This window comes from Rhizobium tropici CIAT 899 (genome assembly GCF_000330885.1).
Taxonomy (GTDB): Bacteria; Pseudomonadota; Alphaproteobacteria; order Rhizobiales; family Rhizobiaceae; genus Rhizobium; species Rhizobium tropici.
The window spans coordinates 3707368-3722179 of record NC_020059.1 but is presented as its reverse complement, the minus strand read 5'-3'; the positions used below and the strand labels follow the sequence as shown (position 1 = coordinate 3722179).

Here is a 14812-nt window from a genome sequence, read left to right as displayed (position 1 = left end):
TATGCCTGAGTTCGATATCACGGTCGTTATCCCGACATTCAAGGCTGAAAAGACTGTCGGACAATGTCTGGAGTCAGTTCTTTCCCAGCAGGGCGTGTCCACGGAGATCATCGTCGTCGATGGAGGATCGCCGGACGCGACAATCTCCATCGTGCAGAGCTTTTCATCGACAAACCTTACTATTATTTCCGAACCCGATCGAGGCATCTACGATGCGATCAACAAGGGTGTTTCGCGCGCGCAAGGCGGAATGATCGGTGTTCTTGGCGCGGACGATGTCTACAAACCGAACGTACTTTCGGTTGTGAAGGAAAATGCTTCGCGAGGGGTGGAGATCGTTGCAGGCTTGACCCTGATCGACGGGCAATTGCGGGCGGACGAACAATATAGGCCGGCGGCGTTGATCAGCGGCATTCCATTTGGTCACAATGCAATGTTCGCTTCCCAAGAGGCTTATCGGAAGGTTGGGTTGTATGATCTAGCCTATCGAATTTGTGCCGATGCGGAGTGGGTTCATCGCGCGATCAAATCGGATATATCATGCCGCAAGGTTGAACAGGTCTTCGTCGAGTTTGGAACAGAGGGCACGTCGTCGACCAATCCGGAAGAAATCATAGCGGAGGCCTGCAGTGTCATCCAACGTAACTTTCCCTTTTTGTTGAAAGAGGAAGCGAAGTATCTTCTGTATGGCGTGAGGGGCTGGGGAGAAACCAGTCGGATTGAGCAGATACTGCGAAAGTATGGCCACGAGTCAGTACTTTTTGTAACTGCGCTGCAGGAAGCCTTTCCGGCAGTAGAGACAAAAGCCGCAGGCAGGCACCGATATCTTCGGCGCCTTAGAAACATAATTTCAAGGATGTTTTGAAATCAATGCAAGGTCACACTCTATGACCGCTAGCTGCCGAAATTTGCTGTTGGCTTCGCGGTCAACACCTCAGCCTAGAGCGCATCCGTTGAACGCGGAATCGCGTTGGGGCTTCCCTTACTGGCCGAATTCTGATTCCCTGGCTCCGACTGGTGATTTGGTCGGAGGCACTATGACCCGAGCTTATCAGCGATGATCTGCGTAGCCGCGTCCTGGCTGCGTCACGGGATGGCATGTCGGCGCGCTCAGCAGCCCGATTGGGATTGGCATTTCGACAGCCATCGCGTGAATTGCGAGTGCGCGGCAGGGTCGGCTGACCCCGTCGAAACAGGGACGACGCGGCGGCTCGCGCCTCGATACCCACGAGGATTACATCGTCGGCATGATCGAAGAGGAAAAGGACATCACGCTGAACGAAATGGTTCTGCGGTTAGCCGAACAGAAGGCGGTCTCCATTGGCCGCGGGCTTGACGTCTGGCTGCGAAAGCGCGGCTGGACATTCAAAAAAAGACCGCACATGCATTGGAGCAGGAGCGCCCCGACCTTCTGAAGCGTCGGCGCGACTGGTTCGACGGCCAGCTCGATCTCGATTCGGCGGAAGTAGGAGCCAGTCGAGGCGCCGAAGCGTAGGCTTTCCGACAAAAGCATATGGGCGATCCCAAAGATGTCCTCTTCCTTACGCATCGATCTCTCGATCCCATTAAGAACGTTGAAGCCCATGACCGGATTGGTCGTATCGAGTACCATGACTTTGCAGCCGAGCAGATGGGCGCGATGCTCGAGAATCATCGCGCGCCCCGTCGATGGATCGAGACAGATCAGCGGCTCTGTAGCGCAGCGCCGTCGGGACGACATTGATGGTCGTCTTGAAGCCGCCGGAGCCCGCGAAGAGGCGGTCGTGCAACTATCATGATCACGCTCTCGCCACCGCTTCCTTCCTTTCCACGTTCCCCACCGCCAAATACTCCCCCTTCAGCCGCATATGGCACCAGCAGGCAAAGGCGGAGGAGGCGAAGGCGAGGCTTTCGCCGATCGCCAGGCGGTTGTTGGAGTTGCTGAGGAGCGTCAATGAGAAAAAGAAAAGGCAGGCGATGTATGCGTGCCATGCGGCGCGCGGAATAATGCCGGCCTTGCGGGCGCGCCAGACGGCGCGGATGAAGGTGGCGAGCATGAAGCCCATGATTGCCGCACCGAACAGCCCGTAGCGCACTAGGATTTCCAGATAGCCGTTGTGCAGCAGCGTGTACTGGACATGCGAGTAGCGCGTCTCGGCCCAGCGTTCGAGCCACCGGTTGCCCCAGCCGAAGATCGGCGCGGAGGAAAAGACTTCCCAACTGTTCGACCAGAGCTGCAGGCGTTCGTCCATCGACACCGGTGTATTGCTGGAGCTAATGGCGTTTGAAACCACGCCGCCCATCTCATGGCCGTTGGCCACATTTTCGACCATGGAAAGGGCGGCCGACACAGTTGGGCCGGCCGTCTTGTCGAGATTGTGCCTGACGCCATAGATACCGGCGATCAGCAGGGCCCCGACGGCAATGATGATGATGACGCCGCTCTTCAGCCGCAGGTAAGTCAGTGTAATGAGTGCCAGCAGCGGCAGGGTGATGCCGAGTGCCAGCCAGACGCCTTTCGATTTGGCGCCATAAATGGCGATGAAACAGAGCGCGAAGATGAAGGGCGACGCGATACAGGCGAAGCGGGCGATCCGGCGGTCGCTCGATTTATCTGTCAGGTAATGCAACAGCCAGAACAGGGTGAAGATCACGATCATGCCACAGGCGACGGCGCCGTGGATCTGATTGTTCATGATCAGCGGTCGGATGGTTTCGCCGGCAAAGACTTCGCGCAGGTGCTGTGTTGCCACAAGCATGATGAGAACCATGGCGAAATAAGCCGCGACGATCTTCTCCATCAGCTCTTCGTATAGCAGGAAGGCGACGCCCATGATGGGGAAGAAGAAGGGAAAAGCATAAAGCCAGTCGGAGGCGCCGATATCGTGCTGCGGCGTCAGCCAGAAGGTGATGAAGAAACGCGCCATGACATAGAAGGCCCAGCCCATGCAGAGCCAGCCGATCCAGTCCGTGCGCGGTCGTATCGGTGCCTTCATATAGTAGTAGAGGGCGATGAGGGACAGGAGCGCGGTGGCATAGCGATAGGCATCGCTTTCGACCACCGTGGGGGAGGCGACCAGCAGCCAGAGAATGCCGCCGATGATGGCGACCGGTTTCGTCATGCTGCTTCCTGCCTTCATGACGCCGATCGGTTCGGCTGCAAGGTCAGCACGCGGTTTGTTGATGCGCGAGTCGTCCAATGTCGTCATCCGCCTTCGTCCAGAATCGGTTCATCATCCGGCATTTCTCGCTCCCATGACGGCCCCTATGGTCGCAAAGGGGCAGGAATGCGGCAATTTTCCTATGCCGTTGGGTCAACGATGTCGATTTTGCCGATTGTTTGTTAATGGGCAACTCCGTCGCGTCGAACCACTTTCAAGACCGTCAGGAAAATGATCTTGAGATCGAAAAGAAAGGAGCGCCGGCGCAGATAATCTTCGTCCAGTGCCACCTTCTCGGGGATCGGCAATTCGTCGCGGCCATTGACCTGCGCCCAGCCGGTCAAGCCTGGCAGCAGCGCGTCGACACCGCGTTGCGTGCGCAGGGCGACGAGATCGTGCTGGTTGAAGAGCGCCGGGCGCGGGCCGACGATGCTCATCTCGCCTTTCAGGATGCACCAGAGCTGCGGCAGCTCGTCGAGGCTCGACTTGCGCAGGAAGGAGCCGATCGGCGTCAGATAAATGTCGGGGTCCTTCAGCAGATGGGTCGCAACCGCCGGCGTGTCGGTGCGCATACTACGGAATTTCGGCATGCGGAAGATTCGGTTTTTCCGGCCGACCCGATCCGACCAATAGAGGATCGGACCTGGCGAGGTCAGCCGTACCGCGAGTGCGACGATCAGGACCGGAATGAAAAAAACGATGGTCGCGGCGAGAGCGGCGAGAAAATCGAAAAGGCGCTTGGCGATCGTATAAAGCATCGTCTCTTGTCGTTGCATCGCCCTCTGTTCTAAGGGTGATCAAGGTCGTCAATGCTCCGTCCATCTCATATCGCGATTTCAAGCACAACCATCCCCGGCAAGATTCCTCGCCCTTGTTCCGAGCGGATATCCCGTGCAAAGCATGTCTCAGCAAATCATGATGCGGAAAAGCGGAGGCAGTGCGCGGATGATCCTGGTAACGGGTGCGACGGGTTTTGTCGGACAGGCTCTGTGCACGGAGCTTTCCCACCGCCGGATGGATTATCGGCCGGTCAGCCGCAACTCTCGTCCGGGCTTCTTCGCCATCGGGGCGATCGATGGCCAGACAGATTGGTCGGAGGCGCTTGCCGGCATCGATACCGTCATGCATCTGGCGGCTCGCGTCCATGTCATGAACGAGAGTGCTGCCGATCCGTTGGCCGCGTTTCGCGCCGTCAATGTCGATGCAACGGTAAACCTGGCGCGACAGGCAGTGACCGCAGGCGTGAAACGCTTTATTTTCCTGAGCTCGATCAAGGTCAATGGCGAAGGGACGTCGGCGGGTAAGGCCTTCAGGGCCTCGGACGTGCCGCATCCGGAAGATGCCTATGGCCGCTCGAAGCTGGAGGCTGAGGCGGCATTGTTGGCAATATCAGCGGAAACAGGCATGGAGGTTGTCATCATCCGGCCGCCGCTCGTCTACGGGCCTGGTGTGAAGGCGAATTTCGCAAGCCTGATGACATGGGCCGCCCGGCCGTTTCCCTGGCCGTTCGGTGCGGTTCGGAACCGCAGGTCGCTCGTTTACGTCGGCAATCTCGTCGACTTTATACTGCTCTGCGCCAACCATCCTGCCGTTCGAAACCGCGTCTTCCTGGTGAGCGACGGTGAAGATGTTTCGATCGGCCAGCTGATCGCCAAACTATCCCTGGCCGCGGGGCGCAAGGCCTGGATGCTGCCGGTGCCGCCTGCTCTGCTCGAGGGACTTGCCGCGCTGCTGGGCCGTCGAGCCGCCGCGCAGCGGTTGCTTGGCTCGCTTCAGGTCGATATCGGCGAGACGCGGGCGATCACCGGCTGGTCGCCACCTTATTCGGTCGAAGAAGGGTTGGCGGCAACGGTTGCCGGTGCAAGGACGAAGGCACGCTGAGCGGGCCTTTCAGCCTTACAGGCTCCAGACCGAATGATCTTCCAGCAAAGGATTGGCTCGATCGAGGGCTGCCTTCACGTCGACGACGACTCCGTTCTCGCTCAAGAGATCGAGGATAGTGGCTGCACCTTCTGCCAGATAGGATTTGTGCGGAACGGCAAGCACGATAGCATCAAGCTTGCCGAAGTCCCGCAATTCCCGGAGCTTTATGCCGTATTCCTCCTCAGCCTCCGAGGTGCTCGCCATCGGGTCGTGCACCAGCGGTTCCAGGCCGAACTGATGCAGTTCGCTTATAATGTCAGGAACGCGGCTGTTGCGCAGGTCGGGCACGTTTTCCTTGAAAGTCAGGCCGAATATGCCGATCCGGGCGCCGTTGATCGGCTTTTTCGCCGCGACCAGCATCTTGATGAGCTTTTGGGCAATGAAGGCGCCCATGCCGTCATTGATGCGGCGGCCGGAAAGAATGACTTCAGGGTGATAGCCGAGTTCTTCGGCCTTGGCCGTCAGGTAATAGGGGTCGACGCCGATGCAGTGGCCGCCGACCAGGCCGGGGGTGAAGGGCAGGAAATTCCATTTCGTCCGCGCCGCCTTCAGCACGTCGGCGGTGCGGATATCCATTTTCTCGAAAATGATCGAAAGCTCGTTCATCAATGCGATATTGACGTCGCGCTGGGTATTCTCGATCACCTTGGCGGCCTCCGCCACCTTGATGCTGGGGGCGCGGTGGATGCCGGCCTCGACCACAGCGCCATAGATCGCAGCGATCCTTTCCAGCGTTTGTGCATCATCGCCGGCGACGACCTTCACGATGCGCTCGAAGGTGTGCTCCTTATCGCCGGGATTGATGCGTTCCGGGGAATAGCCGACATGGAAATCCTCGCCCTGGCGCAGCCCGGAAACTTCCGCCAGCACCGGGCCGCAGACGTCTTCGGTGACGCCGGGATAGACGGTGGATTCGTAGACGACGACCGAACCTTTGCGCAAAACCTTGCCGACCGTGCGCGAGGCCGAAATCATCGGCTGCAGATCGGGCTGCCGGTTCCGATCGATCGGTGTCGGCACGGCGACGATGAAGATATCGCGATCCCTGAGATCCGCGATATCGCCGCTGACACGCAGTCCGCTCGACTGCAGCCGCTCGGCAGAAATCTCCCGGGTATCGTCCTCGCCTGCCTTCAGCGCGGCGACGCGGGAGGCCTTGATGTCGAAGCCGACCACATCAGGGAATTTTTCGGCAAGCGCAATCGCGACAGGCAGGCCCACATAACCGAGGCCGATGACGGCAATTTTTTCGTTCAACACAACATACCTCGAACACTCCGCCTGAATTAGCCTAAATCCGAAGCCGATGTCAGCGGCAATATTTGCCACAGGCGTGGTTTCTGCTGCCGGTCGCGTGAATGTGAATATCGGCTGTCGGCTTTGCAATAGGCTGGAGATACGGGACTGGGGCTGGTTTTGGCAACGCGCCTGATATGGGCATCGAAACTTTCTCGTCCCGAACCTATTTATAAGGGCAACAGTTATTTTCTCGGAAAGGGTGGTTCGCGATGCGAAACAGCCATCTCAAGTATCTACGCTCACAGCGAGAGGATCTCGAAGCCAAGCTTGAGCTGCATATAGCTCGCTATTGTTTCGGCGACGGCGAGGTCGAAGACGGTACCGAGGCGGAGTTGCGGCAACGGATCGCCGAATTGTCTGACGAAATCACCGTGCTTGAAACCCAATGGGGTGAATAGTCTGACGGCTGTTGGGCACAGGCGCCAGCTTGCTGATTCCGGTCGGCGTGATCGGTGATAGAAGGTGCAAGGAAATCCTGAACCTGGTTCAGCTGCCAGTCCGCAAAAGGCGGATTTGCGACAAGAGCTGTCGAATCCGTCGATATGGGCGCCAAGCAGGCCGAAAACGGCTGGCCGGCTGCGCAAGCGCCGGCCTTGATCAAGTCGTCGGTGGTCGCCTTGTCGGTCACTAGGTTGATTTTCGTCGCCTCATCCGGCGTGATAAGCCGTATCGAACTTGGAACGATACTCATCGCCATATCCAGTATCGACCGATCAACACCCATTTTCTTGAAGTAAGCGAGCATCTTCGATCGCTGCGATTTCGACAGTTTCGTACTGTCGTGCAGTCCGACAAACTTGCGGCTGATTTCCTGGCGACTGATGAGGTGCTTCTTGCCGTTAACGATCTGATACTTCATTCGGTAAATGATCCGTTCCTGATCATAGGTCGTTTTGACCTGATGGACTCCGACTATAGCGAAGGGGCTGACGACGCGCCTGACGCCGGCGGACAGCACGAAGGGGCAGGCCGAAAGACATCTGCTACCTGCGGAATATGCAATAGCTTTTGCTCCGGCGCGCCAGCCGTCGGCACACAGCGGCTGATTGCCTGGACAGGATTGCAGCCGGGTTCCACCCACGGCAACGGACAGGCCGTGGGTGCGGATGATCTCACCGATTTGCATCGCGGCTTCTACATTTCCGCCGGGTGAATTCACGATTATAGGCAGCTTCTTGTTGCCCGTGCTTGCAAGAAGCTTGCGCAAGTCGTCGGGGGATCTTGCATCGATCATGCCTTCGGCTGCAATCCAGTCCATGCAGCCCTCGGGCCGACAATTGTCGGAGCCGGGAGCCGCGTGAACGAGCATGAATTGCATTGGCGCGCCGGGCACCTGGGCCATCGCAGCCGCCGTCAGCCCCGTGAGTGCAAAACCGGCCACGGCTGCCGGCAGGCAAATCTTCAGCGCGCAACGCAAAAGATGCCTGAAAACTGCAAAAATCATGAAGTGAAACCCCGCACCCACTGAATGGAAGCTAGCAAAGTGCAATCCAATTAGGCAAGGGGCACAACCTCGATCTGCACCGTTTCACGAGACTGCCACCGGGTTAAAATACGAGGCATCGATAGGCACGCAAACATCTCGACATCGGCAGCTATTCGGCGCGATAAGGTTGGAGACGATCGAAGCGAGCGAGAAAGCGATGAGGCCGAGCCTGCCCACCCTTCTGAGCATCAATGGCGGCTATGTCGATACCGCCGGGTTTCTTGCCCTGCATGGGCTGTTCACGGCGCATGTCACGGGCAATTTTGTCACGCTGGGCGCTTCCCTGGCGCTCGGAACCTCGGGCGCTCTGGCCAAGCTCCTGGCGCTGCCGGTTTTCTGCGTCGTCGTCATCCTCGCCCGTCTCATCGGTGGCGATCTCTCGCGGCGCAATCTGCCGACGCTGCAGATCATCCTTACGCTGAAATTGTTGCTATTGGCCTTTGCGGCGATCCTCGCCATGCGCTTTGGCCCGTTTGGCGATGGGGATGGCTGGCAGCCGCTTCTGATAGGCATAACGCTTGTCGCGGCGATGGCCATCCAGACGACAGCACATCGCATTCATCTCGGCTCGTCACCACCGACGACGATGATGACGGGCACGACGACGCAGATCATGATCGACATCGCCGATCTGCTCCATGGTGCCAAGCCGGAGGAAAAGGCGGCGATGAAGGCTCGGCTTCGCCGCATGGCCGTCTCTGTCGGCGGCTTTGCCTTCGGCTGTGCGCTGGCTGCGGCCCTTTTCCTGTTTGTCGGCATGGCTTGTTTCCTTCTGCCTCCGGTTCTGGCGCTTGCCGGAATTCTCACGCATATAGGCAAGGCGGAGGTGAAGCCGGCTTAGCTTTTTGCCTGGGCCTGTTCTCGATACGACCAATCTTGCTCCTTTCTCCCGCCTTGCAAGTCGGCTACAGCTCTCTAAGTGTACGCGTCGGATCGAACCCGGTCCGCCGCTTTGGGGCGGTAAGTCGTCGTCAGTCGAGAAGGGATGGTCATGGCAGGAGAAACGGTGCTTGTGGTCGGCGGAGCCGGATATATCGGTTCGCACACTTGTCTGGATCTGGCGAACAAGGGGTTCAAGCCGGTCGTCTACGACAATTTCTCCAATGGTCATCGCGAGTTCGTCAAATGGGGGCCGGCGGAAGAAGGCGATATCCGCGATCGGGCGCGCCTCGACGAGGTGCTGGCCAAGCACAAGCCTGCCGCGATCCTGCATTTCGCCGCGCTGATCGAGGTCGGCGAGTCGGTCAAGGATCCCGTTTCATTCTATGAAAACAACGTCATCGGCACGCTGACCCTGCTTTCGGCAGCCCAGGCGGCCGGCGTGAAGGCTTTTGTCTTTTCCTCGACCTGCGCCACCTACGGCCTGCCGCAGAGCGTGCCGCTGGATGAGAGCCACCAGCAAGTGCCGATCAACCCTTACGGCCGCACGAAGTATATCGTCGAGCAGGCACTGGCCGATTACGACCAGTACAAGGGGCTGCGCTCCGTCATCCTGCGCTATTTCAATGCTGCCGGGGCCGATTTCGAGGGGCGCGTCGGCGAGTGGCATACGCCGGAAACCCACGCGATCCCGCTCGCCATCGATGCGGCCCTCGGCCGCCGTCAGGGCTTCAAGGTCTTCGGCAGCGATTACGATACACGCGACGGCACCTGCGTCCGCGATTACATCCATGTGCTCGATCTCGCCGACGCCCATGTCCGCGCCGTGGAATATCTGCTCCGCGGTGGCGATTCCGTCGCGCTCAATCTCGGCACCGGCACGGGCACGACGGTGAAGGAGCTGCTTGGAACGATCGAGACCGTGTCGAACCGGCCGTTTCCGGTCGAGTATGTCGGCCGCCGCGAGGGCGATTCGACGACGCTCGTCGCCAACAACGACAAGGCTCGCGATATTCTCGGCTGGTCGCCGCAATACGATCTGACCGAGATCATCCAATCCGCCTGGAATTGGCATGCCAAGTCCAACCAGCACTGAACGGCGTTCTTCCGTTGCTGTTGGGAGCAAACGCCCGAACGTCCTGCTGATTTCGGCAGATCAATGGCGGGGAGATTGCCTTTCCGCCATCGGGCATGAATGCGTGAAGACGCCGAATGTCGATGCGCTGGCGCAGGAAGGCGTGCTGTTCCGGCGGCATTATGCCGGAACGGCCCCCTGTTCGCCGGCGCGCGCGACGCTTTATACCGGCCTCTATCAAATGAACCATCGCGTTTGCCGCAATGGTTCGCCATTGGATGCGCGTTTCGACAATATCGCGCTTGCCGCACGCCGGGCCGGCTACGAGCCGACGCTGTTCGGCTATACGGATACGGCACCCGATCCGCGCAGCCGCGATCCCCACGATCCGCATCTGACGACCTATGAGGGCGTGCTGCCGGGCTTTACGGCGCGGCAGCTTCTGCCCGAGCACGAGAAGCAGTGGCTCTCCTGGCTGCGGTCGCGCGGCCATGCCGATGCCGTCAGCCGCGATATTCATATTCCGGTCGGTGCTTTGCCCGGCGAAATTTCCAACAATGCGCCCGCCTATTCCAGGGACGAGACGCAGACGGCATTCCTGGCTGGCGAGTTCATCCGCTGGCTCGGAGAGCAGGATCAGCCGTGGTTCGCGCATGTTTCCTTCCTGCGGCCGCATCCGCCCTTCTCGGTGCCGGAGCCCTATAACCGCATGTTTTCGGCTGCCGACGGTCCGGAATTTGCGCGCGCAGCCGATCGCGAGACGGAGATGGCCTCGCATCCGCTGCTTGCCTTCGGCCTGCCGCTGATCGGCAAGGGCGGCTTCGTCTATGGCGGCAAGGGCTCCATCGAGGAGTGGACGTCTGAGGATTTTGCGGCCATCCGTGCCGTCTATTACGGCATGATCGCCGAAGTCGATGCGCAGCTCGGCCGGATCTGGCAGGCATTGAAGGATGCAGGCGCCTGGGACGATACCGTCATCGTCTTTACCTCAGACCATGCCGAGATGATGGGCGATCACTGGATGCTCGGCAAGGGCGGTTTCTTTGACGGCAGCTATCACGTTCCGCTCGTCATTCGCGATCCCGGCCAGCCTGCCACGCATGGCCGGCATGTGGAGCGTTTCACCAGTGCGGCCGATATTTTCCCAAGCCTGTGCGATCGGCTCGGTATCGCGCCGGCAAATCATGTCGATGGCGAAAGCCTTCTGCCGTTCCTCGCAGGATCCGAACCGAAAAATTGGCGCGATGCGGCTTTTTGGGAGTTCGATTTCCGCGACATCGCCGAGGGTGTTCCGGAGCGGCATTTCGGCTTGCGGTCCAATGCCTGCAATCTGGCCGTTGTGCGCGACGAGCGCTTCAAATATGTCCATTGCGCCGGGCTGCCGCCGCTGCTCTTCGATCTGACGAAGGATCCGGCCGAGCTGTCCAATGTCGCCGAAGACGGCGCCTATATGGCGATCAGGCTTGCTTATGCTGAAAAGCTGCTTTCCCTTCGCGCGGAGCATCTGGACCAGACGCTCGCCTATACGGAACTGACGGAAAAAGGGCCGGTTTCGCTCCGGCCCTGAGTCATCTTAGCCGAGTGCGCCGAGATAATTCATCTTGCCCACCGCCAGGCCGCGGCTGCGCAGAATGTCGTGCGCCGTGGTGACGTGGAAGAAGAAATTCGGCAGCGCGAATTTCGCCAGATAATCTTCACCCTTGAAGACGATCTTGTTGCCTCCGGGCGAGATCGTCACTTCCCGCGCGTCGCTGCCTTCCATCGTTGCTGGCGTGATCGTTGCCAGGAAATCCTGCGTCTTCTTCAGACGTTCGCGCAGGTCTGCGACGGTAACTTCATTGTCCTCGAAGCGTGGCGCATCGATGCCGGTAAGGCGGGAGATGGTGAGCTTCGCCGTATCGGAGGCCCGCTGGTACTGGCCGGAGAGCGGCAGCATGTCGTCGATCAGGCGCGCGGAAACGAGTTCTTCCGCCGCAATGCCTTTTTCCGTCGCATAGGCTTCAATCTTGCCGAGATAGGCCGAAAGGTTTTGCAGGCCGCGTTGAAAGATCGGGACCGAGAAACTGTACATTGAGGGCATGCTTATTCTCCATTGCGGGCCGCGGCGCGGCCGGTTGGTTTGCCGACATTCTATTCCGTTCCCATGTCGATGGAATAACCGTTCCATGACGTCGGCGCCCGTATGTAGGGTTTGGTCGCCGTTTCTTACAGCAGCAGAGGAGAAAAACTCGTCGTCGCCCGGACCCTTTCGGGGGCGAGAATTTGCTGTTGACCTTTGTCTTGAAAAATGGAATGAATATTCCGGATAAAGAATTTTACGGTTTGTTTGTTCCGTTTTCGATATGGCTGCCATGGGAGTGACAGCCGATTGAATAAAGGCCCCGCGGTCGAAACCGGGGGCTCCGGCATTCAGGAGGGGTGTGGCCGGGCACCGTATCTGGGAGGAAAACATGAAGAAATTTATCCTTGGCTCTGCGATGGCGCTTATGCTGTCGACCGCTGCCCATGCCGAGACCATCGGCGTTTCCATGGCGCTTTTCGACGACAACTTCCTGACGGTTCTGCGCAACGGCATGCAGGATTACGCAAAGGACAAGGGCGTCACCCTGCAGGTCGAAGACGCGCAGAACGATATCGCCAAGCAGCAGAGCCAGATCCAGAACTTCATCGCCAGTAAGGTCGATGCCATCATCGTGAACCCGGTCGATACCGACGCGACGGCCGCGATTTCCAAGCTTGCCGCCGATGCCAAGATCCCGCTGGTCTACGTCAACCGCGAACCGGCAAACGTCGATAGCCTTCCGGACAAGCAGGCTTTCGTCGCCTCCAACGAACAGGAATCGGGGACGCTGGAAGCCAAGGAAGTCTGCCGGTTGCTGGGCGGCAAGGGCAAGGCCGTCATCATGATGGGCGAGCTTTCGAACCAGGCTGCCCGCATGCGCACCAAGGACGTCCATGATGTCGTGGCGACCGATGAGTGCAAGGGCATCAAGATCGTTCAGGAGCAGACCGCCAACTGGCAGCGCACCCAGGGTGCCGACCTGATGACCAACTGGCTCTCCAGCGGCATCGAATTCGATGCCGTCATCTCTAACAACGACGAAATGGCGATCGGCGCCATCCAGGCACTGAAGGCGTCCGGCAAGTCGCTCGACAAGATCGTCGTTGCCGGCGTCGATGCGACGCAGGACGCGCTTGCCGCCATGCAGGCCGGCGACCTGAAGGTCACCGTGTTCCAGGATGCTGCCGGTCAGGGCAAGGGTGCAGTGGACGCCGCACTCAAGCTCGCCAAGGGCGATAAGATCGAGAAGAAGGTCTACATCCCCTTCCAGCTCGTCACGCCGACCAACGTCAAGGACTTCGTCAAGAAGAACTGAGGACGAAAATGATCGACGGATGCGGGCTTGAAAGCCCGCATCCCTTGAAATCCGATCTGCCCGGGAGGGAAAAATGGTTGTGAGCCCATCCACCATGGCGGCGGTGCGCGCCAGCGGCGTTGTCCCCAATGCCGCCTATCTGTTGAGCGCGGAAGGTATCCGCAAGGAATTTCCCGGCGTGGTCGCCCTCGACGACGTTTCCTTCCGCCTGAAGCGCGGGACGGTGCATGCGCTAATGGGGGAGAATGGCGCGGGCAAGTCGACGCTGATGAAGATCCTTGCCGGCATTTATATTCCCGATCAGGGCGAGGTACGTCTCAAGGGCGTCGAAATCCGTCTGAAGTCACCGCTCGACGCACTGGAGAACGGCATCGCCATGATCCATCAGGAACTGAACCTGATGCCCTTCATGACGGTTGCCGAGAATATCTGGATCCGGCGTGAGCCGAAGAACCGGTTCGGTCTCGTCGATCACGCGGAGATGAGCCGCAAGACTGAGGAGCTCTTCCGGCGCCTCAACATTTCTATCGATCCCGAGATCCAGGTGCGTGAGCTTTCCGTCGCGAGCCGGCAGATGGTCGAAATCGCCAAGGCGGTCTCCTATAATTCCGACGTGCTGATCATGGATGAGCCTACCTCGGCGCTGACGGAGCGCGAGGTTGCGCATCTCTTCCAGATCATCCGCGACCTGCGCGCCCAGGGCATCGGCATCGTCTATATCACCCACAAGATGAATGAGCTGTTCGAGATCGCCGACGAGTTTTCGGTGTTCCGCGACGGCAAATATATCGGCACACATGCCTCGACCGATGTGACCCGCGACGACATCATCCGTATGATGGTCGGCCGCGAGATCACGCAGATGTTCCCGAAGGAGGAGGTGCCGATCGGCGATACCGTGCTGTCGGTCAAGGATTTGAACCTCGACGGCGTCTTCTCCAATGTATCCTTCGACGTCAGGGCTGGCGAAATTCTCGGCGTGGCCGGACTTGTCGGATCGGGCCGGTCCAATGTCGCGGAGACCATCTTCGGTGTGACGCCCGCCTCATCCGGCACCATCGAGCTTTTCGGCAAGAAGACAGAAATTTCGTCGCCGGCGGCGGCGATCCGCCACGGCATGGCCTTCCTGACGGAGGACCGCAAGGATACGGGCTGTCTTCTCATCCTTAGCGTGCTGGAGAATATGCAGGTCGCGGTGCTGCATGACCAGTTCGTGCGTGGTGGCTTCGTCCAGGAGGGCGCGATCGAAGAGGCCTGCGAGGAGATGGCGAGGAAGCTGCGCGTCAAGACGCCGAACCTCGACGAACGCATCGAAAACCTGTCCGGCGGCAATCAGCAAAAAGCGCTGATCGGCCGGTGGATGCTCACCAATCCCCGCATTCTCATCCTGGACGAGCCGACGCGCGGCATCGATGTCGGTGCCAAGGCGGAGATCCATCGTCTCGTCACCGAAATGGCGCGCAACGGCGTCGCCGTCATCATGATCTCCTCGGAAATGCCCGAGGTGCTCGGCATGAGCGACCGCATCATGGTCATGCATGAAGGACGGGTCACCGGCTTCCTGGATCGCGCGGATGCAACTCAAGTGAAGGTGATGGAGCTGGCCGCGCAGTGACGCCGCCAATCATCGCAA

At 59.2% G+C, this 14812-nt stretch carries 13 protein-coding genes and 2 pseudogenes; 10 read left to right on the top strand and 5 right to left on the bottom strand.

The genetic code is table 11. The features are described from left to right. Position 1: 1 nt before the first annotated feature. Together RTCIAT899_RS18100 and RTCIAT899_RS33940 are read left to right on the top strand one after the other, a co-directional pair. Positions 2 to 865, top strand: a complete 864-nt coding sequence (locus RTCIAT899_RS18100; protein ID WP_015341686.1) for a glycosyltransferase family 2 protein — start codon at positions 2 to 4, stop codon at positions 863 to 865. A 233-nt stretch (positions 866 to 1098) separates the two neighbouring features. Next, positions 1099 to 1456: pseudogene (locus RTCIAT899_RS33940) on the top strand (IS630 family transposase); the annotation flags it as partial. A 3-nt stretch (positions 1457 to 1459) separates the two neighbouring features. Here the strand turns inward: RTCIAT899_RS33940 and RTCIAT899_RS31995 are convergent. From RTCIAT899_RS31995 to RTCIAT899_RS18085, 3 genes and pseudogenes are all read right to left on the bottom strand, one after another. Beyond that, positions 1460 to 1766 (bottom strand): annotated as a pseudogene (locus tag RTCIAT899_RS31995) (type IV secretory system conjugative DNA transfer family protein); the annotation flags it as partial. Positions 1767 to 1778: 12 nt separating this feature from the next. Continuing rightward, positions 1779 to 3188 carry an O-antigen ligase family protein gene (locus tag RTCIAT899_RS18090; RefSeq protein ID WP_015341685.1) on the bottom strand — a complete coding sequence of 470 codons (1410 nt, stop codon included), beginning with the start codon at positions 3186 to 3188 and terminating at the stop codon, positions 1779 to 1781. A gap of 134 nt (positions 3189 to 3322) precedes the next feature. Beyond that, complete coding sequence (locus tag RTCIAT899_RS18085; protein WP_015341684.1) at positions 3323 to 3898, bottom strand: sugar transferase; 576 nt, start codon at positions 3896 to 3898, stop codon at positions 3323 to 3325. A 187-nt stretch (positions 3899 to 4085) separates the two neighbouring features. Between RTCIAT899_RS18085 and RTCIAT899_RS18080 the strand changes: the two genes are divergently transcribed. Further along, positions 4086 to 5021, top strand: coding sequence for a UDP-glucose 4-epimerase family protein (locus tag RTCIAT899_RS18080; protein WP_015341683.1), 936 nt, complete (start codon positions 4086 to 4088; stop codon positions 5019 to 5021). A 15-nt stretch (positions 5022 to 5036) separates the two neighbouring features. Here the strand turns inward: RTCIAT899_RS18080 and RTCIAT899_RS18075 are convergent, their stop codons facing one another. Continuing rightward, positions 5037 to 6323: a nucleotide sugar dehydrogenase gene (locus RTCIAT899_RS18075; RefSeq protein ID WP_041677732.1), complete on the bottom strand. Its 1287-nt coding sequence runs from the start codon at positions 6321 to 6323 to the stop codon at positions 5037 to 5039. Between the two features lie 248 nt (positions 6324 to 6571). On the opposite strand from RTCIAT899_RS18075, the gene RTCIAT899_RS34060 reads away from it, so the two are divergent. From RTCIAT899_RS34060 to RTCIAT899_RS18055, 5 genes are all read left to right on the top strand, one after another. Continuing rightward, positions 6572 to 6760 carry a hypothetical protein gene (locus RTCIAT899_RS34060; protein WP_077470473.1) on the top strand — a complete coding sequence of 63 codons (189 nt, stop codon included), beginning with the start codon at positions 6572 to 6574 and terminating at the stop codon, positions 6758 to 6760. A gap of 383 nt (positions 6761 to 7143) precedes the next feature. Further along, positions 7144 to 7515 carry a hypothetical protein gene (locus RTCIAT899_RS34055; RefSeq protein WP_081598392.1) on the top strand — a complete coding sequence of 124 codons (372 nt, stop codon included), beginning with the start codon at positions 7144 to 7146 and terminating at the stop codon, positions 7513 to 7515. Positions 7516 to 8005: 490 nt separating this feature from the next. Beyond that, a complete protein-coding gene (locus RTCIAT899_RS18065; protein WP_041678020.1) occupies positions 8006 to 8689 on the top strand; it encodes a YoaK family protein in 684 nt (227 codons plus the stop codon). A gap of 150 nt (positions 8690 to 8839) precedes the next feature. Next, positions 8840 to 9823, top strand: a complete 984-nt coding sequence (galE, locus tag RTCIAT899_RS18060; protein WP_041678019.1) for a UDP-glucose 4-epimerase GalE — start codon at positions 8840 to 8842, stop codon at positions 9821 to 9823. Continuing rightward, positions 9801 to 11369: an alkaline phosphatase family protein gene (locus RTCIAT899_RS18055; protein WP_015341678.1), complete on the top strand. Its 1569-nt coding sequence runs from the start codon at positions 9801 to 9803 to the stop codon at positions 11367 to 11369. The genes galE and RTCIAT899_RS18055 overlap by 23 nt, the downstream gene beginning before the upstream one ends. A 6-nt stretch (positions 11370 to 11375) precedes the next feature. Here the strand turns inward: RTCIAT899_RS18055 and RTCIAT899_RS18050 are convergent, their stop codons facing one another. Beyond that, positions 11376 to 11882 (bottom strand): DUF1993 domain-containing protein, encoded by a 507-nt coding sequence (locus tag RTCIAT899_RS18050; RefSeq protein WP_015341677.1) that lies wholly within the window; start codon positions 11880 to 11882, stop codon positions 11376 to 11378. A gap of 370 nt (positions 11883 to 12252) precedes the next feature. Here RTCIAT899_RS18050 and RTCIAT899_RS18045 point away from each other — a divergent pair, with 370 nt between their 5' ends. Next, positions 12253 to 13179, top strand: coding sequence for a sugar ABC transporter substrate-binding protein (locus RTCIAT899_RS18045; protein ID WP_041677731.1), 927 nt, complete (start codon positions 12253 to 12255; stop codon positions 13177 to 13179). 73 nt (positions 13180 to 13252) lie between these two features. Then, on the top strand, positions 13253 to 14794 hold the full coding sequence (locus tag RTCIAT899_RS18040; protein ID WP_041677730.1) for a sugar ABC transporter ATP-binding protein: 1542 nt from the start codon (positions 13253 to 13255) through the stop codon (positions 14792 to 14794). Positions 14795 to 14812 lie beyond the last annotated feature (18 nt).

Coding starts and splice junctions, on each gene's coding strand:
- RTCIAT899_RS34060 (WP_077470473.1), top strand. CDS start 6,572: ATGCGAAACAGCCATCTCAAGTATCTACGCTCACAGCGAGAGGATCTC.
- RTCIAT899_RS18055 (WP_015341678.1), top strand. CDS start 9,801: ATGCCAAGTCCAACCAGCACTGAACGGCGTTCTTCCGTTGCTGTTGGG.
- RTCIAT899_RS18050 (WP_015341677.1), bottom strand. CDS start 11,882: ATGCCCTCAATGTACAGTTTCTCGGTCCCGATCTTTCAACGCGGCCTG.
- RTCIAT899_RS18100 (WP_015341686.1), top strand. CDS start 2: ATGCCTGAGTTCGATATCACGGTCGTTATCCCGACATTCAAGGCTGAA.
- RTCIAT899_RS18090 (WP_015341685.1), bottom strand. CDS start 3,188: ATGACGACATTGGACGACTCGCGCATCAACAAACCGCGTGCTGACCTT.
- RTCIAT899_RS18080 (WP_015341683.1), top strand. CDS start 4,086: ATGATCCTGGTAACGGGTGCGACGGGTTTTGTCGGACAGGCTCTGTGC.
- RTCIAT899_RS18045 (WP_041677731.1), top strand. CDS start 12,253: ATGAAGAAATTTATCCTTGGCTCTGCGATGGCGCTTATGCTGTCGACC.
- galE (WP_041678019.1), top strand. CDS start 8,840: ATGGCAGGAGAAACGGTGCTTGTGGTCGGCGGAGCCGGATATATCGGT.
- RTCIAT899_RS18065 (WP_041678020.1), top strand. CDS start 8,006: ATGAGGCCGAGCCTGCCCACCCTTCTGAGCATCAATGGCGGCTATGTC.
- RTCIAT899_RS18040 (WP_041677730.1), top strand. CDS start 13,253: ATGGTTGTGAGCCCATCCACCATGGCGGCGGTGCGCGCCAGCGGCGTT.
- RTCIAT899_RS18085 (WP_015341684.1), bottom strand. CDS start 3,898: ATGCTTTATACGATCGCCAAGCGCCTTTTCGATTTTCTCGCCGCTCTC.